The following is a 25,326-nucleotide window of genomic DNA, read 5'->3' on the forward strand; positions in this document are numbered from 1 at the left end:
GGAACACTCGCCCCGGGTCGATCCACGGTCGCAGATCCGGGTTCTACGGTAGTTCCCAACCGTACGGCGTCGGGTTGGGTACGGGGCGCTTTCGGGCGGAGATATCACCCATCGCGGGTGAGCCGGTGGGTGGTGGGCACGTTTGTCTGCAACCTTGATCGGACGACGGCCATTAGTTCCCGATCTCGGGGCGAAATGCTGTGCTGGCGCTCAGCATGTTCTGGGCAGTTGAATTTGTCTCGCTGAAGGTTCGTACGGGTCGAATCGGTGCCGCGACGTCGGCTGGCGGGTGTGGAGAGTCCGTCACTCAGCAAACTTCTGTCCGATGCGGGCGGCCATGGCGATCGGTGCTGGTGGCTGCGTGCGTAGCAGCGTAACTCGTCGCAAGCTAAGCGTTAGTGGCTAATTCGCCATGTTAACGGTGCCCGTGGCGGGGGGTACGGCATCGCACATCGGGCGCCGTATGGCAATCAGCAAATATTGACGATTTTCCTAAAACTGCTTGCCGATCACCCCGTTTGGGTTAGGTTTAGAACGTGTTCCATTTAACTCGCCCAGATGGTCTGGAGAACTGGTGAGCATCAATCCATTCGACGACGACAACGGCAGTTTTTTCGTCCTGATCAACGACGAGGAGCAACACAGCTTGTGGCCGGCCTTCGCAGACGTTCCGGCCGGCTGGCGGGTGGTTTACGGCGAGGCGGATCGCGCCTCCTGCTTGGAGTACATCGAGCAACACTGGGCTGACATCCGGCCGAAGAGTCTCCGCGAGAGGTTGGCACAGGGTCGGACTGTTGATCAGTAAGCCGCCGGCTGGAACTTCTGGAAGTGATTCTGAGGCACTTCCGCTCACGCGGGGCCAGCTGGATATTTGGCTTGCCGAGGAGACTGGGCGCGCCGGTGTCAAGTGGCAGCTGGGTATGCTCGCGCGGTTCGACGGCGTCATTGAACATGACGTTCTGGAACGGGCGATTCGTCACGTGGTTCACGAGGCTGAACCTCTCAGGGCTACCTTTTGGGAGGTAGGCGGCCAGGTTTTCCAGACGGCAGTCGACTATCCGGATGTCGAGGTTGCCCTCCATGACCTGACGGGCTCGGCCGATCCGGTGCAGGACGTCTATCGCGTCGTGTCCTCGATCCGTCAGACGCCAATGCCGCTGGACGGTCCGCTCTTCAAGTTCGCGTTGATGCAGACGCGGGCCGACGAGTTCTACTTTTTTGTGTGCTGCCACCACATCGCGATCGACGGCATCGGCATGGGTCTCGTCATTCATCGGATTGCCGCTGCCTATACAGCAATCGCTGCAGGCCAGCCGATGCCCCCCGCAATCTTCGGGTCGCTGAAGAGCCTCATCGATTGCGAGTCTGAGTACGAGGCTACCGACGATTTCCTCGACGATCAGGCGTATTGGTCCAAGAATGTACCGCTTGAGGCTGAGCCTCATCATGGACCGGCATCCGGAGTCGCAAACCAGGCCGATGAGTACGAGCCTTCGGCGCCCGTCCGGCTCGATCGTTTCGTCGTCGACAGGGCCCGCGAGCTGTCGAAAGCCCTGGGGGTGCGCCGAGCGTCGGTGATCGCCGCGGCGTACGCGCTGCTGGTCCACGGCGAGTCCGGGGGATCGGAGGTCGTGCTCGACTTTCCGGTGAGCCGACGGGTACGTCCCGAAGTGCTGATGATGCCCGGGATGGTTTCCGGGGTTGTGCCATTGGTATTGAGAACGTCACCGCGGTCCACAGTGGCCGAGTTCTGCCGGCATGTCGACAGGCGGATCCAGGAAGCGATGCGCCATCAGCGATTCCCGCTCCGCGCGATCGAGAACAAGGCGCGATTCCAGGGGACAGGACAGCCGTCGACCCGGGCCGCCATCAATTTCATCCCGACTATCCCGGTGGCCTATTTCGGTAGTGCTTTCGGGTCGGGGACAGTGACGCACACCGGCCTGGTGGATCAGTTCGGTCTGGTGTTCCTCCAGGAGGGTGAAGACCTCCTTCTCAGCATGACGGGGGTGGGACAGCTGTTCGCCGGCTGCGACGCCCGCGATATCGCGGACCGTTTCGAACAGGTGCTGAGAGCGATGACGCCCGACCCGGGACGGACGATTTCGACGATCCACATCCGGGATGAGCTCGAAGAGCTTGACAGCTGGGGCAATCGGCCGGCCTTGTATGGGGCGGCGCCGATGTCGTCAGCGGCAATTCCGGCGTTGTTCGCCGCGCAGGTGGCTCGTGATCCGGGTGCGGTGGCGGTCAGTTTCGGCGATAGCTCGATGACGTACCGCGGGCTGGATGCGGCTGCGAATAGGTTGGCGCACTTGCTCGTTGAGCGGGGTGTCGGTCCGGGCCAGCGGGTGGCAGTGCTGTTTCCGCGGTCGGTCGAGGCGATCGTGGCGATCCTGGCGGTGCTGAAAACCGGTGCGGCGTATGTGCCGATCGATCCGTCGGTGCCGGATGCTCGGCTGGAATTCGTGCTGGCCGATGCCGGTCCGGTTGTCGCCGTGACCACCGCCGAGCTGGTAGATCGGCTCGGTGGACATGGGTTGACCGTGATCGATGTTCACGACCGCGCGGTGTACGGCCAACCGAGTACTCCGCCGTCGGAGGTGCCGGCGCCCGACGACATTGCGTATCTGATTTACACCTCGGGTACCACGGGTGTGCCCAAGGGCGTGGCGATTCCGCATCGGAATGTGACGCGATTGCTGGATGCGATCGACGGTGACGTGGCGTTGTCGGCCAGTCAGGTGTGGACGCAGTGCCATTCTTTGGCGTTCGACTTCTCGGTGTGGGAGATCTTCGGCGCGCTGCTCCACGGCGGGCGGTTGGTCGTGGTGTCCGAGTCGGTGACACGCTCACCTGAAGAGTTCCACGCCTTACTCGTCGACCAACACGTCAGCGTGTTGAGTCAGACCCCGTCGGCGTTCTACGCGCTGGCCGCCGTGGACACGGCCCGGCTGGAGAACCGGCTGGCACTCGAGGTGGTGGTGTTCGGCGGGGAGGCGCTCGAACCGTCCCGGCTGAAGCCCTGGCTGGCCGAACATCCGCGGTTGCCGCGGTTGATCAACATGTACGGGATCACCGAGACGACAGTGCATGCCACGTTCCGTGAGATCACGGCACCCGACATGGAGAATGCGGTCTCGCCGATCGGTGGGCCGTTGGCCGATCTGGCGTTCTTCGTCCTCGACGGCTGGTTGCGTCCGGTGCCCGCCGGTGTGGTGGGTGAGTTGTACGTCGCCGGTGCGGGTTTGGGTTACGGCTATGTGGGCCGGGCGCCATTGACGTCGACACGATTCGTGACGTGTCCATTCGGTTCACCGGGCTCACGCATGTACCGGACCGGGGATCTGGTGTGTTGGCGCCCGGAGGGGGAACTCCAGTATCTGGGGCGGGCCGATGAGCAGGTGAAGATTCGTGGCTATCGGATCGAGCTCGGTGAGATCGAGGCCGCACTAACGGCTTTGGACGGTGTCGAGCAGGCGGTGGTGATCGCGCGGGAGGACCGTCCCGGCGACAAGCGGCTGGTCGGCTACATCACCGGGACCGCCGATCCGTCCGTGGTGCGAACGGTGTTGGGGGAGAAGCTGCCGTCCTACATGGTGCCCACGGCGGTGGTCGCCTTGGGTGCGTTCCCGTTGACCGTCAACGGCAAGCTCGACAAGAAGGCATTGCCCGCACCGGAATATCACGACGTCGATGACTATCGGGCCGCGTCGACTCCCGTTGAGGAGATCCTGGCCGGCATCTACGCCCAGATCCTCGGATTGGACCGCGTCGGTGTCGACGCGTCGTTCTTCGAGTTGGGTGGGGACAGCATCTTGTCGATGCAGGTGGCCTCACGCGCCCGCGCGGCAGGCCTGGTGTGCCGCCCCCGGGACATTTTCGTCCAGCAGACCGTCGCCCGCCTGGCTCAGGTGGTGGAGACGGCCGGCACAGCCGACGCGCCGGCCGATGAGGGTCTGGGGCCGGTGGCAGCGACCCCGATCATGCATTGGCTGAAGAGCCTGGAGCGTAGCGACGGGCCGATCGACCAGTTCAACCAGACGGTGCTGATGCAGGCGCCCACGGGCGTCACCGACGTTGACGTCGTAATCCTGTTGCAGGCCTTGCTTGATCGACACGGCATGCTCCGGTTGCGTGCCGAAGATGACGGCGCCGGCGGATGGTCGTTGACGGTTCCCGAGCCGGGCGCCCTCGACGCGGCTGGATGCTTGCGCACGGTGGATGTGCTGTCCGATGAGGCGCTGGTGGCGGCACGGTCGCGGTTGAACCCGGCTGCCGGGGTGATGATCAGCGCGCTGTGGGTGACCTCGGCGCGTCAGCTGGTGTTGATCGTTCACCATCTGGCCGTCGACGGGGTGTCCTGGCGAATTGTGTTGGAGGATCTCAACATCGCCTTGGCCCAGCATCGCGGCGGGCAGCCGCTGTCACTGCCGGATGCCGGTACGTCATTCGGCCGCTGGGCCGATCTACTGGCTCACGCTGCGCAGTACCCGCAAGTCAGGGAACCGGAGCAGCTGTGGCGGCAGATCGCCGCGACCCCGGCAACCTTGCCCGCGCCACAACCCGAGGTCGATACCTACGCGACCGCCGGGCAGCTGTCGATGGTGCTGGACGTCGAGACCACCCAGATGTTGCTCGGCGAAGTGCCTACCGCGTTTCACGCTGGGGTGCACGACATTCTGCTGATCGCATTCGGGTTGGCGGTGGCTGAATTCTCGCGCGCCGGTGGCGCACCGATCTCCATCGATGTCGAGGGTCACGGCCGCCATGAAGACGTTGCGAACCTGGGTGGAGTTCCCGCCCGAGATATCGACCTGTCGCGCACGGTCGGGTGGTTCACCACCAAATACCCGGTGGCGTTGAACTTCGGTCGCAGCGGTGGCCTGTCCTGGGCACACGTGGTCGCCGGTGACGCGGCGCTCGGTGCGGTGGTCAAAGACGCCAAAGAACAGCTTCGGGCGCTGCCCGACGGCCTGACCTACGGCCTGCTGCGTTACCTGAACCCCGACGCGGACCTGGCAGGACCTGACCCAGCCGTCGCGTTCAACTATCTGGGCCGCCTGGGTGCGACCGCGGGCGATACGTCCGCTGATATCTGGCGGATCTGCCCTGACAGCTTCTCGTTGACGAGCATCGCCGGGGCGGTGCCCACATCACTCGGGCACACCGTGGAGCTCAACGCAGCCACCGTCGACACCGACACCGGCGTGCAACTGAACGCCGACTGGACGTGGGCGCTCTCGGCGCTCGATGACGAGCTGGTCAACCGGTTGGGCCAATTGTGGTTCGAGGCCCTGGCCGGTATCTGCGAGCACGTGCGTCGCGGTGGCGGCGGGCTGACCCCGTCCGACATTGCGCCTGCCGAGCTGAGCCAGCTGCAGATCGACGAGCTGAGCCGGCAGTATCGCGTCGCCGACGTGTTGCCGCTGACCCCGTTGCAGCAAGGGCTGCTCTACCACGCGGACACCGCGCAGGGCTCAGACGACGTCTATGCGATGCAGCTCGACATCGCGTTGACCGGACCACTCGATCAGAATCGGCTGCGCAACGCGGTGCAGACGGTTACCGCGCGGCATCCGCATCTGGCGGCCCGGTTCTGCGAACAGTTCGACGAGCCGGTACAGGTCATTCCGGTCGATCCCGTGGTGCCGTGGCGGTCTATCGAATTGGAAGCCAATGGCATCGACACTGACGACCAGATTCAGGAGATCTGCGCCGCCGAACGCGCCGCGGTCTGTGACCTACAAAATCAGCCGGCTTTCCGTGCCGCAGTCATTCGTGTCGCGGACGACGAGCACCGATTCATACTGACCACTCACCACATCGTGCTCGACGGCTGGTCGATGCCGATCTTGCTGCAGGAGATCTTCGCGAGCTTCGGTGGGCAGCGGCTGCCCGCGGCCGCGCCGTACCGCAGCTTCGTCACCTGGCTCGGCGAGCGGGATCGCGTCGGCGCCCACGCGGCGTGGCGGGAAGCGCTGAGCGGCTTCGACGCTCCCACACTGGTCGGCCCGGCCGTCCGAGATGGTCTGGGGGAACGAGGCATTGATTCATTCCGGCTGTCCGAGGAGATCACCCGGGCACTCGGCGACCTGGCCCGGTCGCATCAAACCACCGCCAACGTGGTGGTGCAGGGTGCCTGGGCGCTGTTGCTCAGCTCGCTGACCGGCCAGCAGGATGTCGCCTTCGGCACGACGGTCTCCGGGCGTCCGGACGAGGTCCTCGGCGCGGATTCGATGGTCGGCCTGCTGATCAACACGGTGCCGGTACGGGCCACCTTCACGCCGGCAACCACCACCGCGGACCTGCTGCACCAGCTGCAAATTGCCCACAATGACACGCTCGAGCACCAACACGTGGCGCTCAGCGACATTCACCGCATCACCGGCCAGGACAAGCTGTTCGACACCCTCCTGGTTTTCGAGAACTATCCGATCGATACCACCGCGCCGCTGGGCGTCGACGGCTTGACCGTCACCGAATTCGATTTCCGCGAGTCCAACCACTACCCGCTGGCGGTGCAGGTACTGCCCGGCCGCGAAATGAGTCTGCGCGTCGAATACGACACCGAGGTCTTCGGCCTCGGCACGGTCGAGGCGATCATCGAGCGGTTGAAAACGATTCTGGCGTCGATGACGGCGGATCCGGGCCGGCCGTTGTCGACGGTCGATCTGCTCGACGAGGCTGCGCGCTCCTGCCTGGACCAGTGGAGCAACCTGTCGGTGTTGGCCGAACCGGCCACCGCGCATTCGCTTCCGTCCTTGTTCGCCGCGCAGGTCGGGCGTACCCCCGACGCGGTGGCGGTGACCTTCGACGGCCGGTCGATGACATACCGGGAACTCGATGACGCCGCCAACCGGCTTGCACACCTGTTGTCCGAACGCGGCGCCGGCCCGGGCGAGGTTGTGGCGCTGCTGTTTTCCAGGTCGGCCGAGGCCGTCGTGGCAATTCTGGCAGTACTGAAAACCGGTGCGGCCTACGTCCCGGTGGACCCTGCACTCCCGCTCGCACGCATCGAGTTCATGGTGGCCGACGCCGCGCCGATCGTCGCGGTCACCACCTCCGACCGGCGGTCCCGCCTGGACGGGTGCGGCGTCACCGTCATCGACGTCAACGACACTGCGGTCGACAGCCAACCCTGCACCGCATTGTCGGGCCCGGCGCCCGATGACATCGCGTACATCATCTACACCTCGGGCACGACCGGCGTCCCGAAAGGCGTTGCCATCCCGCACCGGAACGTGCCCGGGCTGTTCGGCTCGCTCGACGCCAACGTGTCGTCGGGGCCGGGCCAGGTTTGGACGCAGTGGCACTCGTACAGCTTCGACGTCTCGGTGTGGGAGATCTTCGGTGCACTGCTGCATGGTGCGCGTCTGCTGGTGGTGCCTGAACAGGTCGCCGAATCACCCGAGGCCTTCCACGAGCTGCTGGTTGCCGAACACGTCACTGTGTTGAGCCAAACCCCTTCGGCGGCGGGCATGATCTCGCCGCAGGGTCTGGATTCGGCGGCGTTGGTGGTGGCCGGTGAGGCCTGTCCGCCTGAACTGGTAGATCGCTGGGCGCCCGGTCGAGTGATGATCAACGCCTACGGTCCCACCGAAGCCACGGTGTACGCGTCGATCAGCGCACCGCTGACCCCGGGGCCGTTGGTGCCGATCGGCAAGCCGGTGGCCGGGGGAGCGTTGTTCATCTTGGACGCCTGGCTGCGTCCGGTGCCGCCCGGAGTGGTCGGCGAGCTGTACATCGCCGGTCGCGGTGTGGGCGTTGGCTATTGGCGTCGAGCGGGTATGACGTCGTCGCGGTTTGTGGCCTGCCCGTTCGGCATCGCGGGAACCTCCCCGGGACAAAGGATGTACCGCACCGGCGATCTGGTGCGGTGGGGCGACGACGGTCAAGTGCAGTACCTCGGGCGCGCCGACGAACAGGTCAAGATCCGTGGGTACCGCATCGAACTCGGTGAAGTGCAGGCCGCCCTGGCCGCTCTCGACGGGGTGACACAGGCGGTGGTGATCGCCCGCGAGGACAGTGCCGGCCCCGTGCGTCTCGTCGGCTACATCACCGGCACCGCCGACCCGGGTCAGGTCCGCGTCCAGGTCGCCGAGCGACTCCCGAGCTACATGGTCCCGGCCGCGGTGGTGGCGATCGATGCGGTGCCGCTGACAGTCAACGGCAAGCTCGACAGACGCGCCCTTCCGGCACCGGACTACGCCGGCACCGATCACTATCGGGCCCCGTCCAACCCGGTCGAGGAGATCCTGGCCGACGTCTATGCCCGTGTCCTGGGTCTGGATCGGGTAGGCGCCGACGATTCGTTCTTCGATCTCGGCGGGGACTCATTGTCCGCGATGCGTCTGGTCGCGGCGATCAACAGATCGCTGAATGCCGGCGTCGCGGTGCGCTCGTTGTTCGACGCACCCACCGTTGCGCAGCTTGCCTCCCATATCGGTGGGGAAGAGGCTCAGTTGGAGCCGTTGGTGGCCGGTGAGCGGCCCGCGGTGGTTCCGTTGTCGTTCGCCCAGTCGCGGTTGTGGTTCCTGGACCAATTGCAGGGTCCGTCACCGGTTTACAACATGACGGCCGCCTTCCGGCTCAGGGGCGTACTGGATGTCGACGCGTTGCGCGCGGCGCTGGCCGACGTGGTGGACCGCCACGAGAGCTTGCGGACGCTGTTCGCCGCGCCCGACGGTATTCCCCGTCAGGTGGTGATGGCCCCCGGGCAGGCGGAATTCGGCTGGGACGTGGTCGATGCCACCGATTGGACGGCGGTGCGCCTGCAGGAAGCGATCGACTCCGCATCGCGGCACACTTTCGACCTGGCCACCGAGATCCCTTTGCAGGCCCGGCTGTTCCGCCTGGCCGAGGACGAGCACGTGCTGGCGGCGGTTGTGCACCACATCGCTGCCGACGGCTGGTCGGTCACGCCCCTGGTGGCGGATCTGGGGGTGGCCTACAACAGCCGATGCGCTGGGCATGCTCCCGATTGGGCTGACCTGGCGGTGCAGTACGCCGATTACACGTTGTGGCAGCGCGCTGAGTTCGGCGACCTTCAGGACAGCCACAGCCGGATCGCGGGGCAACTGACCTACTGGCAGGACGCGCTGGCCGGGATGCCCGAGCGCGTCGCGCTACCCACCGATCGGCCCTACCCGCTGATGTCCGATCAGCGGGGCGCGACGATGGCGGTGGACTGGCCGGCCGAGTTGCAGCAGCAGGTTGCCGGGTTTGCGCGTGAGCACAATGCGACCAGTTTCATGGTGGTCCAAGCGGCGCTGCTGACACTGTTGTCCAAGCTGAGCGCGAGTTCGGATGTGGCGGTTGGTTTCCCGATCGCCGGGCGCCGTGATCCAGCGTTGGATGAACTGGTCGGCTTCTTCGTCAACACGTTGGTCCTGCGGGTCGACCTCGCGGGGGACCCGACCGTCAGCGAGGTCCTGTCTCAGGTGCGCGCGCGCAGTCTGGCCGCGTTCGACCACCAGGATGTGCCGTTCGAGGTGCTCGTCGAACGGCTCAACCCGACTCGGTCCCTGGCGCACCACCCCTTGATCCAGGTGGCGTTGGCCTGGCAGAACGTCGCCGGGCACGACATCAACGATTCAGCTGCCGGGATGGCGTTGGGCGATCTACAGGTCGCCCGGATGCCGGTGGAGACCCACACCGCGCGAATGGATTTGAACTTCTCGCTGGCTGACCGTCGGACCGAGACGGGTCAGCCGGCCGGAATCGGCGGGACGGTGGAATTCCGCACCGACGTATTCGACACCGACACCATCGCAACACTGGTGGCCCGACTGCAGCGAGTCCTGACGGCGATGACTGCCGACTCCGCGGCGCGACTGTCGTCGGTGGATCTGCTCGATGACGATGACCACGCGCACCTGGCGGCGATCGGCAATCAGGCGACGCTGAACCGTCCGGCGCCCAGGGCCGTGTCGGTTCCCGCGTTGTTCGCCGAACACGTGACGCGTACTCCCGGGGCGGTGGCGGTCACCTGTGGTGAGCGTTCGTGGACCTACCGGGAACTCGATGAATCCGCGAACCAGTTGGCGCACTTGCTGATCGGTCAGGGTGCCGGGCCCGGCCAGTGTGTCGCGCTGCTGTTCAACCGGTCCGCCGAGGCGATCGTGGCGATCCTGGGCATCCTCAAGACCGGTGCGGCGTATCTGCCGATCGATCCGTCGGTGCCCGATACGCGGCTGGATTTCGTGCTGGCCGATGCCGGGCCGGTGGCCGCGGTCACCACCGCCGATCTGGTCGACCGGCTGCGAGGGCGCGGCATGGCGGTCGTCGATGTCAGCGAGGTCCCCGCCCTTGACGGCGGTGCCCTGCCGACGCCGAGCACAGACGACATCGCCTACCTCATCTACACCTCGGGCACTACCGGGGTGCCCAAGGGCGTTGCTGTCACGCACCGCAACGTGACCCAACTACTCGAGACTCTCGATGCCGGACTGCCGCACCCCGGCGTGTGGCCCCAGTGCCATTCGCTGGCCTTCGATGTCTCGGTATGGGAGATCTTCGGCGCCTTGCTTCGTGGCGGACGGGTGGTGGTGGTACCCGAGGAGATCACGGTCTCCCCGGAGGACTTCCACGCCTTGCTCGTTCGCGAGCACGTCGACGTTCTCACCCAAACACCCTCGGCCGTACGGGTGTTGCCGACCGAGGGCTTGGAGTCGGCGGCGCTGGTCGTGGTCGGTGAAGCCTGCCCACCCGAGGTGGTCGACCAGTGGGCTCCGGGGCGGGTGATGATCAACGCCTACGGTCCCACCGAGACCACGATGTGCGTGGCGATCAGTGCGCCACTCGAACCTGGGCGCGGAGTGCCGATCGGCTCGCCGGTTCCCGGAGCGGCGCTGTTCGTGCTCGACGAGTCGTTGCGCCCGGTGCCGGCCGGAGTCGTCGGTGAGCTGTACGTGGCAGGCGCGGGCCTCGGATATGGCTATGTGGGCCGAACCGGCTTGACCGCCTCGCGGTTTGTCGCCTGTCCGTTCGGTGGCTTCGGCACCCGCATGTATCGCACCGGAGACCTGGTGTGCTGGCGGCCCGATGGTCAGCTCGAGTACCTGGGCCGCGCCGACGAGCAGGTCAAGATCCGTGGCTACCGCATCGAACTCGGTGAAGTCCAGGCCGCTTTGGCCGGGCTCGACGGCGTCGAGCAGGCGGTCGTGATCGCCCGTGAGGACCGTCCCGGTGACAAGCGGCTGGTCGGTTACCTCACCGGCACCGCGGATCCAGCCGGGATCCGGTCCCAGCTGGCCGACCGGCTTCCGGCCTACATGGTGCCCGTCGCGGTGGTGGCGCTGGATGCACTGCCGTTGACGGTGAACGGAAAACTCGACACCCGTGCACTTCCCGCACCCGATTACCGCGACGGGGAACGCTATCGGGCCCCGGAAGACGCGGTCGAAGAGGTTCTGACCGGCATCTACGCCCAGGTTCTCGGGCTGGAGCGGGTCGGAGTCGACGACTCGTTCTTCGACCTCGGGGGCGACAGCATTCTGTCGATGCAGGTGGTTGCCCGGGCCCGGGCGGCCGGCCTGGTGTGCCGCCCGCGCGATGTCTTCGTCGAGCAGACGGTGGCCAGGTTGGCGCGGGTGGCCGGTGTGGCCGCCGGATCGCACGGCCCGGTCGACGAAGGCGTCGGACCGGTACCGGCCACCCCGATCATTCGCTGGCTGCAGGACGTCGACGGCCCGGTCGACCAGTTCAACCAGACGCTGCTGGTGCAGGCTCCCGGTGGAGTGACCGAGGCCGACGTCGTAAACATGTTGCAGGCCTTGCTGGATCGGCATGCCATGCTGCGGCTGCGTGTCGAGGACGCCGCGGACGTGAGGAGCGAATCAACTGCGGCCACCGGCAGATGGTCATTGACCGCGCCCGAGCCGGGTTCGGTCGACGCACGTGAGTGCCTGCAGTCGGTGGACGCTCTGACGGACGATGCGCTGGTGGCGGCACGATCGAGGTTGAACCCGGCCGCCGGGGTGATGCTGAGCGCGTTGTGGGTCACCTCCACGGCCCAGCTGGTACTCGTGGCTCACCATCTGGTGGTCGACGGGGTGTCGTGGCGAATCATCCTGGAGGACCTCAACCTCGCCTGGGCACAGCATCGTGGCGGACAACCGGTGGCGCTGCCACCGGCCGGCACATCATTCGCGCGGTGGGCCGAACTGCTGGATACCTACGCGAGCGATCCCGACGTCGTGGCCCATGAACAGGAGTGGCGACGGATCGTGGCGGCGCCCGCGGTTCTACCGGCGGTACGTCCCGAGGCGGACACCTACGAGACCGCCGGACAGTTGCCGGTGTCGCTGGACGCCGAGACCACCCGCATGTTGCTCGGTGCGGTGCCGACGGCGTTCCACGCGGGCGTAAACGACATTCTGCTGATCGCCTTCGGGCTCGCACTGGCTGAATTCGCCGGCGCCGGCGGCGATCCGATTGCCATCGATGTCGAGGGCCACGGGCGGCACGAGGACATCGCCGCCGACATCGATCTGTCGCGCACGGTCGGGTGGTTCACCACGAAGTACCCGGTGGCCTTGAACTTCGCCGGTGGGCTGTCGTGGACCCAGGTGGTCGCCGGTGACGCGGCGTTGGGCGCCGTGGTCAAGAACGCCAAGGAGCAGCTTCGGGCTCTGCCGGCCCCATTGACCTATGGGCTGCTGCGCTACCTGAATCCCGACATCGACCTCGGGACCGACGACCCGACAGCCGGATTCAACTATCTGGGTCGTCTCGGCGGCGGATCCGCCGATGCGGCCGGTGAGCTGTGGCAGATGTCCCCCGAAGGTCTGTCGGCGACCGGTGTGACCGCGGCGATACCGATGCCGTTGACCCACACCGTGGCCCTCAACGCCGGCACCGTTGACACCGATAGCGGCCCGCAGCTGCAGGCCAACTGGACCTGGGCGCTCTCGGCAGTCGACGAGGCCCAGATCGGCCGTCTCAGCCAACTGTGGTTGGACGCGCTGTCCGGCATATGCGAGCACGTGCGAAATGGCGGAGGCGGATTGACGCCGTCTGACATCGTGCCCGCCCGGCTCAACCAGCACGAGATCGACGAGTTGACCCGCCAGTACCGGATCGCGGACATCTTGCCGCTGACCGCATTACAGCAGGGACTTGTCTTTCACAGCAGCACCGCAGAGGGACCCGACGACGATCTCTATGTCGTACAACTGGACATCACCGTTGCCGGCGCGCTCAATGAGCACCGGCTGCGCGATGCCGTACAGGCAGTGGCCTACCGCCATCCGCACCTGGCGGCCCGGTTCTGCGAGCAGTTCGACGAGCCGGTGCAGGTCATTCCGGCCGATCCCACTGCGGGTTGGCGGTACGTCGAATTGGGCACGGCCGTAACCGAGGAGCAGATCCGACAGGTCTGCGCCGAGGAACGCGCCGCGGTCTGCGACCTTGCCCATCCTCCGGCCTTCCGGGTGGCGGTGATCCGTACGGCACACAACCGCCATCGAGTGGTGCTGACCAATCACCACATCGTGCTCGACGGCTGGTCGCTGCCAATCCTGTTGCAGGAGATCTTCGCCGGCTATCAAGGACTTCGGCTGCCTGCGGCCACGCCGTTTCGCAGTTTCATCGAGTGGCTGGCCGATCGCGACGTCGTGGCCGCGCACGCGGCCTGGCGTGAGGTGCTGGCCGGCTTTGACACCCCCACCTTGGTCGGCCCGTCGCAGAAGTCGGGGCTGGGGCGTCGTGGCGTGCGGGCGCATCGACTGTCCGAGCAGACCACCCGGGCGCTCAATGACCTGGCGCGCTCACACCACACCACCGCCAACATCGTGCTGCAGGGTGCGTGGGCGCTGCTGCTGAACTCCCTGACCGGCCAGCGTGACATTGCCTTCGGCACGGTTGTCTCGGGACGGCCGGCCGAGGTGGCCGGCGCGGAATCGATGGTGGGCCTGCTGATCAACACGGTGCCGGTGCGGGCGGACATCACGGCGGCGATCACCACCACCGATCTTCTCGACCACCTGCAGAGCGCACAGACCAGAACCCTTGAGCACCAATATCTCTCGCTCAGCGAAATCCATCGGATCACCGACCACGACCGACTGTTCGACACCCTGTTCGTGTTCGAGAACTACCCGGTGGACACCAGCGCGATGTCGGGCGGGGACGACGGGCTCGAGATCACCGAGTTCACCAGTCACGAATCCACCGACTATCCGCTGACGATGCAGGCGATACCCGGCGACGAACTACGGCTGCGTCTCGAATACGACACCGATGTTTTCGACCCGGCCGACATCGAAGCGCTCACCAAGCGGATAGAGGCGGTACTGGAGGCGATGACCGCGGCTCCAGGTCGCCGGTTGTCGGCGCTGGACCTGCTCGACGAGGCCGAGCGGGCGCGCCTGGAGCGGTGGGGCAATCGCGCGGTGCTGTCCGACCTGGTGCAGCCGGCGTCGGTGCCGGAGTTGTTCGCGGCGCAGGTGGCACGTGCGCCGGAGACGGTCGCGCTGGTCTGCGGGGACCAGACGTTGACCTACCGCGAACTCGATGAGGCCGCGAATCGGTTGGCGCACTTGCTCGTCAGCCAGGGGGTGGGCCCCGGCGAACGGGTGGCGTTGATGTTCCCCCGTTCGGCCGAGGCGATCGTGTCGATCTTGGCGGTGCTCAAGGCCGGCGCGGCCTATCTGCCGATCGATCCTGCGCTGCCGGAGGCCCGGGTCGAGTTCATGCTGACCGACGCCGCCCCGATCGCCGCGGTCACCACTGCGGCGTTGGTCGACCGGTTCGGCGGGCACCAGCTGAGGATCGTCGAAGTCAGCGATGTTGCCGACGCCATCGCCTCAACCCAGCCCAGCACCGCATTGACGCCGCCGGCTCCCGACGACATGGCCCACATCATCTACACCTCGGGCACCACCGGGCAGCCCAAAGGGGTTGCGGTCACCCAGCGCAACGTGGCGCAGCTGTTCGACTCGCTGCAGATCGGGGTGCCACTGGAGCCGGGGCAGGTGTGGACGCAGTTCCACTCGTATGCGTTCGACTTCTCGGTGTGGGAGATCTGGGGTGCGCTGCTGCATGGCGGGCGGCTTGTGGTGGTGCCAGATTCGGTGACCCGGTCGCCGGAAGACTTCCATGCCCTGCTGGTGCGTGAACAGGTCACGGTGTTGACGCAGACCCCGTCGGCAGTGGGCGTGTTGCCGGTGCAAGGTCTGGAAGCCACGGCGCTCGTGATCGGGGCCGAGCCCTGCCCGCCGGACGTGGTGGAGCGCTGGGCGCCGGGGCGGGTGATGGTCAACGTCTACGGTCCGACGGAGACCACCATGTGGTTGTGTGCCAGCACGCCATTGGAAGCCGGTTCGGGGGCTCCGCCGATCGGCTCGCCGACGGCATGGGCGGCGTTTTTCGTACTGGACGAGTCGCTGCGCCCAGTGCCCGCAGGTGTGGTCGGCGAGTTGTACCTGTCGGGTGCCGGTGTCGGCGTGGGGTATTGGCGTCGCACAGGGCTGACCGCGTCGCGATTCATGGCCTGTCCGTTCGGGGAGCCGGGGTCGCGGATGTACCGCACCGGCGATCTGGTGCGCTGGCGCGCAGACGGGCAGCTGGACTACTTCGGCCGCGCCGATGAGCAGGTCAAGATCCGTGGGTACCGCATCGAGCTCGGTGAGATCCAGTCCGCACTCACCGCGCTCGAGGGAGTCGACCAAGCGGCGGTGATCGCCCGCGAGGACAACCCGGGGGACAAGCGCCTGGTTGGCTACATCACCGGGACCGCCGATCCGATCGAAGCACGTGCCGCGCTGGCCGAACGGCTGCCGGGCTACATGGTTCCCGCCTCGGTGGTGGCCCTGGCCGCGCTGCCGGTGACGGTGAACGGCAAACTCGATGTCCGGGCGCTGCCGGCGCCGGACTTTCAGGACGTCGGTCATTACCGCGCGCCGGTCGGCCCGGATGAGGAGATCCTGGCCGGAATCTTCGCCCGCGTGCTCGGCGTGGAGCGGGTGGGCGCCGACGACTCGTTCTTCGATCTGGGCGGGGATTCCGTCTCGACGATGCGCCTGGTCTCGGCCATCAACGCCAGTCTGGACACCGAGCTTTCGGTCCGCACGGTGTTCGAAGCGCCCACGGTCGCCGAATTGGCGTCGTGCGTCAGTGAACGTGCAGGGCGGCTGGAGCCGCTGGTGGCCGGTGAACGCCCCGAAGTGATCCCACTGTCGTTCGCCCAGAACCGGCTGTGGTTCGTCGACCAGCTGCAGGGGCCGTCCCCGGTTTACAACATGCCGGTCGGTCTGCAGCTGCACGGGCGTCTCGACGCCCACGCGTTGGGTGCGGCGCTGGCTGATGTGGTGGCTCGCCACGAGAGTCTGCGCACAGTGTTCGACGCGCCGGATGGAACACCCCGGCAGGTGGTGACGTCCGTCGACGCGGTCGATTTCGGGTGGGACGTCATTGATGCCAGCGGCTGGCCGGCAGGTGCCCTGGAAGAGGCCGTCGGCTCCACGGTCCGGTACAGTTTCGACCTCGCCGCTGAAATTCCGCTGCAGGCAAAGCTTTTCCGAGTCGCCGAGGATGAGCACGTCCTGGTGACGGTGGTGCACCATATCGCCGCCGACGGCTGGTCACTCACCCCGCTGGTACGTGACCTGAGCGTGGCATACGCCGGCCGGAGCAGGGGACAGGCACCCGATTGGGAGCCCTTGGCGGTGCAGTACGTCGATTACACGCTGTGGCAGCGCGCGCAGCTCGGTGATCTCGACGACACTGCCAGTCCGATCGCGGCGCAACTGGCCTACTGGGAAGAGGCGCTGGCGGACCTCCCCGAACACCTGGCGCTTCCCACCGATCGTCCGTACCCGCCGGTTGCCGATCAGCGCGGGTCCACCGTGGCGGTGGACTGGCCGGTCGAGCTGCAGCAGCGGGTGAACGAGGTGGCCGGCGAGCACAGCGCGACCAACTTCATGGTGATGCAGACCGCCCTCGCCGTGCTGTTGTCCACGCTGAGCGCGAGTTCAGATGTGGCCGTTGGTTTCCCGATCGCCGGGCGCGGTAACGCAGCCCTCGATGAGCTGGTGGGCTTCTTCGTCAATAACCTGGTGCTACGCGTCGATCTGGCCGGGGATCCCACCGTGGCCGAGGTGCTGGCTCAGGTGCGGACGCGCACCCTGGCCGCCTTCGAGCACCAGGACGTGCCGTTCGAAGTTCTGGTGGAGCGGCTCAACCCGACCCGGAGCCTGACCCATCACCCGCTGGTTCAGGTGGCGTTGGCCTGGCAGAACCTTCCCTGGCAGGACACCGGCCCCGCCGACGGGCTGAGCCTGGGGGATCTGCGGGTGACACCGCTCCCGGTGGACACCCAGACCTCCCGTATGGACCTGACATTCTCCCTCGGAGAACGCTGGACCGCCGAAGGCGAGCCTGCCGGGATCGGCGGGGCGGTGGAATTCCGCACCGATGTGTTCGACGCGGACAGCGTCGAGGCACTGATCGCACGGTGGCAGCGCGTGCTGGCGGCGATGACCGCCGACCCCACCCAACGACTCTCGTCTCTCGATCTGCTCGACGCGGCGGAGCGCGCGTGTCTGGACGGCTGGGGCAACCGGGCGGTCTTGACGCCCCCCGAGCCCGCCCCGGCCTCCTTGTCTGTCCCCGCGCTGTTCGCTCGACAGGTTGCCCGTGCGCCCGAGGCGGTGGCGATCACCGTGGACGGCCGCAGCATGACCTATCTGGAACTCGACGACGCCGCAAACCGGTTGGCCCACACGCTGACCGCGCACGGAGTCGGCCCGGGGGCGTGCGTGGCGTTGCTGGCGGAGCGCTCCGCGGAAGCGGTCGTGGCCATGCTCGCCGTGCTCAAGACGGGGGCGGCCTACCTGCCGATCGACCCCGTACTGCCCGATGCGCGGATCGAATTCATGCTCGCCGACGCCGCCCCGGCCGCCGCGATCATCACCACCGGTCTGGCCCATCGGCTGGCCGGGTGCGACCTGCTGGTCATCGATGTCAGTGACACCGCCCATACCCCGGACCTCGAGGGGTTTGCCAACGCCCAACTCGTGGTGCCGAGCCCGGACGATATCGCCTACCTGATCTACACCTCGGGCACCACCGGTGTTCCCAAAGGCGTGGCGATCACCCACCGCAACGTGACCGAACTGCTGGGGACGCCGGGCACATTCCTGGCCGGACAGACGTGGACGCAGTGGCATTCCTATGCCTTCGACGCCTCGGTCGAGGAGATCTGGGGCGCGCTGTTGCATGGCGGGCGGCTGGTGGTGGTACCCGAATCGGTGGCCCGCTCACCAGAGGATCTGCAGGCCCTTCTCGTGGCCGAGCAGGTCGACGTGTTGAGCCAGACGCCGTCGGCGGTGGCGATGCTGTCACCCGAGCGTTTGGGCGCGGTGACGTTGTTGGTCGCCGGTGAGGCCTGCCCAGCCGACGTGGTGGACCGTTGGGCACCCGGCCGGGTGATGGTCAACGCCTACGGCCCGACCGAGACCACGATATGTGCCTCCAGGACTGCACCTTTGACAGCTGGGTCGGGGGCGCCGTCGATCGGCGCGCCGGTATCGGGTGCGGCGCTGTTCGTCCTGGACGCGGCGTTGCGTCAGGTGCCGCCCGGCGTGGTCGGCGAGTTGTACGTGGCCGGCCGCGGTGTGGGTCTGGGATATGTGGGCCGGGCTGATCTGACCGGCTCGCGCTTTGTCGCCTGCCCGTTCGGGGCGCCAGGCACCCGCATGTATCGCACCGGCGATCTGGTGTTCTGGGGCGCCGACGGTCAATTGCGCTACGTCGGACGTGCCGATGAGCAGGTCAAGATCCGCGGGTATCGCATCGAGCTCGGCGAGATCCAGGCCGTGCTGGCCGGGCTGGACGGTGTCGAGCAGGCGGCGGTGATCGCTCGTACGGACCGTCCCGACGCCGTGCGGCTGGTGGGCTACGTGACCGGAACAGCGGAGCCGGCCAAGCTGCGTGCCCAGTTGGCCGAGCAGCTCCCGGCCTACATGGTTCCGGCTGCCGTCGTGCAGTTGGCGGCATTGCCGTTGACCCCCAACGGAAAACTGAACACCCGTGCCCTTCCGGCACCCGAATACCAGGACATCGACCACTACCGCGCCCCGGCGACCCCCACCGAGGAGATCCTCACCGAGATCTACGCCCGCGTGCTCGGAGTGGAGCGGGTCGGGGTCGACGACTCGTTCTTCGACCTCGGCGGAGATTCGCTTTCCGCGATGCGTCTGGTCGCCGCGGTCAATGCCGCCCTGGACACCGGTCTTGCAGTGCGTGTGCTGTTTGAAGCGCCCAGTGTGGCGCAACTGGCGCCCCGCATCGGCGGGGAAGCGACTCGACTGGATCCGCTGGTGGCCGGTGATCGGCCCGCGGAGATTCCGCTGTCCTTCGCACAGTCCCGGCTCTGGTTCCTGGACCAGTTGCAGGGCCCGTCGCCGGTTTACAACATGGCAACCGCTCTTCGGCTGAGCGGGGCGCTGGATGTCGACGCGTTGGGTGTGGCACTGGCCGATGTGGTGGCTCGCCACGAAAGCCTTCGTACCGTCTTCCCGGCAGTCGAGGGAATTCCGCGGCAGTCGGTGGTAGCAGTCGAGGACGCCCAGTTCGGCTGGGACGTCGTAGATGCCACCGGGTGGACGGCGGAACGGTTACAGGCGGCGATCGGCGAAGCGGCCCGCCACACCTTCGACCTCTCGGCCGAAATTCCTTTGCGGGCCCGGCTTTTCCGCCTTGCCGACGACGAACACGTGCTGGCGGCAGTGGTGCACCACATCGCTGCCGACGGCTGGTCGGTCACTCCGCTGGTGGCTGATCTCGGGGTGGCTTACGCCGGCAGAAGCGCCGGCCAAGCCCCCGGCTGGGCAGATCTGGCCGTCCAGTACGTCGACTACACGCTGTGGCAACGCACTCAGTTCGGTGACTTCGACGACAGTCAGAGCCGGATCGCCTCGCAGTTGGCCTACTGGCAGGATGCGTTGGCCGGGATGCCCGAACGCGTGGCATTGCCCACCGATCGGCCTTACCCGCCGGCTGCCGACCAGCGCGGCGCCACGATTGCCCTGGACTGGTCCGCCGAGCTGCAACAGCAGGTGGCCCGGGTGGCTCGTGAGCACAACGCGACCAGCTTCATGGTGCTGCAGGCCGCGCTCGGAGTCCTGCTTTCCAGACTCAGCGGAAGTTCCGATGTGGCAGTCGGTTTCCCGATCGCCGGACGCCGCGACCCTGCGCTGGATGAGTTGATCGGTTTCTTCGTGAACACCCTGGTGCTGCGGGTGGATCTGGCCGGAGACCCCACGGTGGCGGAGTTGCTCGCCCAGGTGCGGGCCCGCAGCCTGGCCGCCTACGAGCATCAGGACGTGCCGTTCGAGGTGCTTGTGGATCGGCTCAACCCGACACGCTCCCTGACCCATCACCCGTTGGTCCAGGTGGCGCTGGCGTGGCAGAACGTCCCCGGGCAGGCCGGTAACGCGTCCGGTTCCGGGCTCGCGCTGGGTGATCTGGAGGTCAGCCAGATGCCGGCGGACACCCACACCGCGCGGATGGATTTGAGCTTCTCCCTGGCTGAACGCCGGACCCCGACCGGCGGGCCTGCCGGCATCGGCGGGACGGTGGAGTTCCGCACCGACGTCTTCGACGCGGCTAGCATCGAAACGCTGATCAAACGGTTCGAGCAGGTGTTGGTCGCGATGACCACCGACACCGACCGGGGCCTGTCGTCGATCGATCTGCTCGACGCCGTTGAACGCGCCCGCCTCGACGTGATCGGCAATCGGGCCGCACTAGCCCGGTCCACAAGCGCATCGGTATCGGTTCCCGCGCTGTTCGCCGCACAGGTCGCCCGCGCCCCGGAAACCGTCGCGGTGACCTCCGACGGGCATTCGCTGACCTACCGCGGACTGGATGAGGCCGCAAACCGGTTGGCCCACCTGATGATCGGTTACGGGGCCGGTCCCGGAACCTGCGTTGCCGTGCTGCTGGACCGCTCCGCGGACGCGATCGTCGCGATGCTGGCGGCGCTGAAGACCGGAGCGGCGTATCTGGCGATCGATCCCGCGCTGCCCGCAGCCCGGGTCGAGTTCATGCTGGCCGATGCCGCACCGGTCGTCGCGGTCACCATCGCCGGCTTGGCCGACCGGCTGGATGGACATCGCCTGCAGGTCATCGACGTTCACGATCCCGCGGTGGCCGACCAACCGGCCACGCCACTTCCGGACCTTGCGCCCGAGTCCGCCCCGGATGATCTCGCGTACCTGATCTACACCTCGGGCACCACGGGTCTGCCCAAGGGCGTGGCCGTCACCCACGACAATCTGACGCATCTGGCACGGTCCACGCCTGAGGATCTGCCTGCGAACCAGGTGTGGACGCAATGCCATTCGTACGCCTTCGACTTCTCGGTGTGGGAAATCTGGGCCGCGCTGCTGGGCGGATCACGCCTGGTGGTGGTGCCCGAGTCGGTCGTGACCTCACCTGACGATTTCCATGCCCTCCTGGTCCGCGAGCAGGTCAACGTGCTCACCCAGACGCCGTCAGCCGCTGGGGCGCTGTCGCCGGAGGGGCTGGAGTCGGTCGCATTGTTGCTCGGTGGTGAGGCCTGCCCCGGTGAAGTGGTTGATCGCTGGGCGCCCGGGCGGGTGGTCATCAACGCCTACGGTCCCACTGAGATCACCGTGTACGCGTCGATGAGCGCGCCACTGGCGCATGGGTCGGGCGCCGCACCCATCGGGGCGCCCGTCGCGACGTCGGCGCTGTTCGTACTCGACGAGTGGTTGCGCCCGGTTCCGCCCGGAGTGATCGGCGAGCTCTACGTGGCCGGCGACGGCGTGGCGTGCGGCTACCTGGGCCGGTCGGGTCTGACCGCAGCCCGGTTCGTGGCCTGCCCGTTCGGTGAGCCGGGGGAGCCCGCGACACGCATGTATCGCACCGGGGATCTCGTGAGCTGGCGTGCCGATGGACAGCTGCAGTACCTCGGTCGCGCCGATGACCAGGTCAAGATCCGCGGCTACCGCATCGAACTCGGCGAAGTTCAGGCTGCGCTGGGTGGGTTGGACGGCGTGGGGCAGGCCGTGGTGATCGCCCGCGAGGACCATCCGGGTATCAAGCGCCTGGTCGGCTATGTCACCGCAGGGACAGCGGGGTCGGTGGATCCGGCCGGGATGCGAAATGCGTTGGCCGACCGGCTCCCTCCGTACATGGTCCCGGCAGCGATCGTGGTGCTGGATGCGTTGCCGTTGACGGTCAACGGCAAACTCGACACCCGCGCGTTGCCGGCACCGGAATACCAGGACGCCGACCAGTACCGCGCACCTGCGACCGCCGTCGAGGAGATCCTGGCCGGCATCTACGCGCAAGTTCTCGGACTGGAGCGGGTCGGGGTCGATGACTCGTTCTTCGACCTGGGTGGCGACAGCATTCTGTCCATGCAGGTGGTGGCTCAGGCCAGGGCGTGCGGTGTGATGTGCCGTCCGCGTGACATTTTCGTCGAACAGACGGTGGCCCGACTGGCTCAGGTGGTCGGGGTGACCGGTGATGACGACGGTCCGGTCGACGAGGGTGTCGGTCCGGTTGCGGCGACCCCGATCATGCGCTGGCTCGAATCTGTTGACCACGCGGGCGGCCCGATCGACCAGTTCAACCAGACAGTGGTGGTCCAAGCCCCGCCGGGCGTCACCGAGTCCGACGCCGAGATGCTCTTGAGTGCTCTGCTGGACCGGCATGCCATGCTGCGACTGCGCGCCGAGGACGACGAGGCCGGGAACTGGTCTCTCCTGGTACCCGAGAAGGGTTCGGCGCGAGCATCTCTGGAGTCGGTCGACGTGCTCACCGATGAGGCGTTGGTCGCGGCCCGGTCGCGGCTGAACCCGGCCGCCGGGAACATGGTGAGCGCACTGTGGGTGGCATCCGCCCGCCAGTTGGTGTTGACCATTCATCACCTGGCGATCGACGCGGTGTCGTGGCGAATTCTGCTGGAAGACCTGAATATCGCCTGGGCGCAGCATTGCCAGGGACAGCCGGTGGCGTTGCCGACGACAGGGACCTCCTTCGCGCAATGGGCCGCACTCCTCGGTGAGTACGCGCGCTCCGCCCCGGTGGAGGATCAGGCCGAGCGCTGGCAGCGAGCGTTGACGACTCCATCCGTCCTGCCCGCAGTGCGGCCCGATCTGGACACGTATGCCACCGCCGGCCACCTCACCGCTTCACTGGATGTCGAGACGACCAGGGCATTGCTCGGCGAGGTCCCGGCCGCGTTCCACGCTGGGGTACAAGACATTCTGCTGATCGCCTATGGGCTGGCATTGGCCCAGTTCCTGGGAGTTACTCTGCCGGTCGCCATCGATGTCGAGGGCCACGGCCGTCAAGAGGAATTGGCAGATCTGGGTGGAATTTCCGATCGGGCCGTCGATCTGTCCCGCACCGTGGGCTGGTTCACCACCAAGTATCCGGTGGTGCTGAACGTCGCGGCTGAGGTCGGACGTCGTCAGGCCGGGCTGAGCTGGTCTGAGGTGACGGCCGGCGATCCGGCACTCGGCCAGGTGATCAAAGACGCCAAGGAACAACTGCGTGCGCTACCCGACGGAATGACTTACGGACTATTGCGATATCTCAACCCCGACATCGATCTGTCCGGATCCGACCCAACCATCGGATTCAACTACCTCGGCAGGCTGGGCGCATCCGGCTCCGCTCAGCAGGCGGACATGGCTGGGCTGTGGCAGGTCAGCGTCGATGGCGCGGCGACCGCCGCCACCGCCGCGGCCGTTCCCATGCCGCTCGGACATACTGTGGAGCTCAACGCGAGTACAGCCGAAACTGATGCCGGCCCAAGCCTTTACGCGTCGTGGACCTGGGCTCCCTCGGCTCTGGACGAGACCCAGGTCAGCCGACTCAGCCAGCTGTGGTTCGAGGCACTCACCGGTATCTGCGCCCACGTCCGGGGCGGCGGCGGCGGTCTGACCCCGTCTGACGTTGTCCCGGCCAATCTGAGCCAACCGCAGATCGATGAGCTCAGTCAGGACCACCAGCTTGCCGACGTGCTGCCCTTGACGCCGCTGCAGCTGGGACTCTTGTTCCACGCCAATGCAACCCTCGGCGACGACGAGGACGACGTCTACGCCATGCAACTCGACGTCACGGTCACCGGCCCGCTGGATCCTGATCGGCTGCGCGAGGCGGTGCGTGCGGTGGTCAGGCGGCACCCGAACCTGGCAGCCCGGTTCGACAAACGATTCGACGACCCGGTGCAGATAATCCCGGCGGATCCCAGTGTGCCCTGGCAATACCTCGAGATGGCAACGGACACAGACGCGCAGCAATTGTGTGCCGACGAACGCGCCGCGGTCTGCGATCTGGCCCACCAATCGGCGTTCCGCACAGCGCTGATCCGTACCGCCGACAGCGAGCACCGGTTCGTCATGACCTATCACCACATCGTGCTCGACGGGTGGTCACTGCCGATCCTTCTGCAGGAGATATTCGCCGGCTACTACGGACAGCGCCTGCCGGCTCCCGGGTCCTATCGCAGATTCGTGACGTGGATGGCCGATCGGGACGTCGACGCTGCCTACGCCGCGTGGCGAGAGGTGTTGGCTGGTTTCGCCGCGCCGACACTCGTCGCTCCCAACCGGACCCGGCCGGGGCGACGGGCCACCGAGACGTTCCGGTTGCCTGCCGAAACCACCCGGGCAGTCAACGAGCTCGCCCGCTCGCAGCACACCACCGCCAACACCGTGCTGCAGGCCGCCTGGGCGCAGGTGCTCATGTGGCTCACCGGCCAGCAGGATGTCGCGTTCGGCGTTGCGGTCTCGGGCCGATCAGCAGAAGTGGCAGGCGCGGATTCGATGGTCGGCCTTCTCATCAACACCGTGCCCGTTCGGGCCACCATCACGCCGGACACCACTATCGCCGGCCTGCTCGACGAACTGCAACGCCGTCACGGCGACACCCTCGACCATCAGCATCTGGCACTCAGCGAGATCCACCGCGCCGTCGGCCACGATCAATTGTTCGACACCCTGTTCGTCTATCAGAACTATCCGGTGGAGTCCGTCGCGGCCTCGATGGCCGATGGATTGGCCATCACCGAGGTCAATGGCCGCGAATACAACCACTATCCGCTGACCCTGCAAGCCATGCCCGGGACGGAACTGGTTCTCCGCGTCGAATTCGACACGGACGTGTTCACTGCCAAACGCGTGAACAAAGTCGTCGGGCGTTTCCAGCGGGTGCTGGAGGCCATGACCGGGGAGGTACAACAATCGTGACTGCCGACGCCAACCGGCGATTGTTGTCGATGGATCTGGACGACGACGACGAGCTCGAGGAGCTGGATGAGTGGGGTAACCGCGCGGCCCT

Annotated in this window: 2 protein-coding genes; both read left to right on the forward strand. The window is 66.7% G+C overall.

The features are described from left to right. Positions 1–574 precede the first annotated feature (574 nt). Positions 575–805, forward strand: coding sequence for an MbtH family protein (locus tag AB0I14_RS08610; protein ID WP_166904687.1), 231 nt, complete (start codon positions 575–577; stop codon positions 803–805). Then, positions 795–25,235, forward strand: coding sequence for a non-ribosomal peptide synthase/polyketide synthase (locus AB0I14_RS08615; RefSeq protein ID WP_358018753.1), 24,441 nt, complete (start codon positions 795–797; stop codon positions 25,233–25,235). Before AB0I14_RS08610 ends, AB0I14_RS08615 begins: the two co-directional genes overlap by 11 nt. Positions 25,236–25,326 lie beyond the last annotated feature (91 nt).

The organism is Mycobacterium sp. NPDC050441, from assembly GCF_040655355.1.
Lineage (GTDB): Bacteria > Actinomycetota > Actinomycetes > Mycobacteriales > Mycobacteriaceae > Mycobacterium.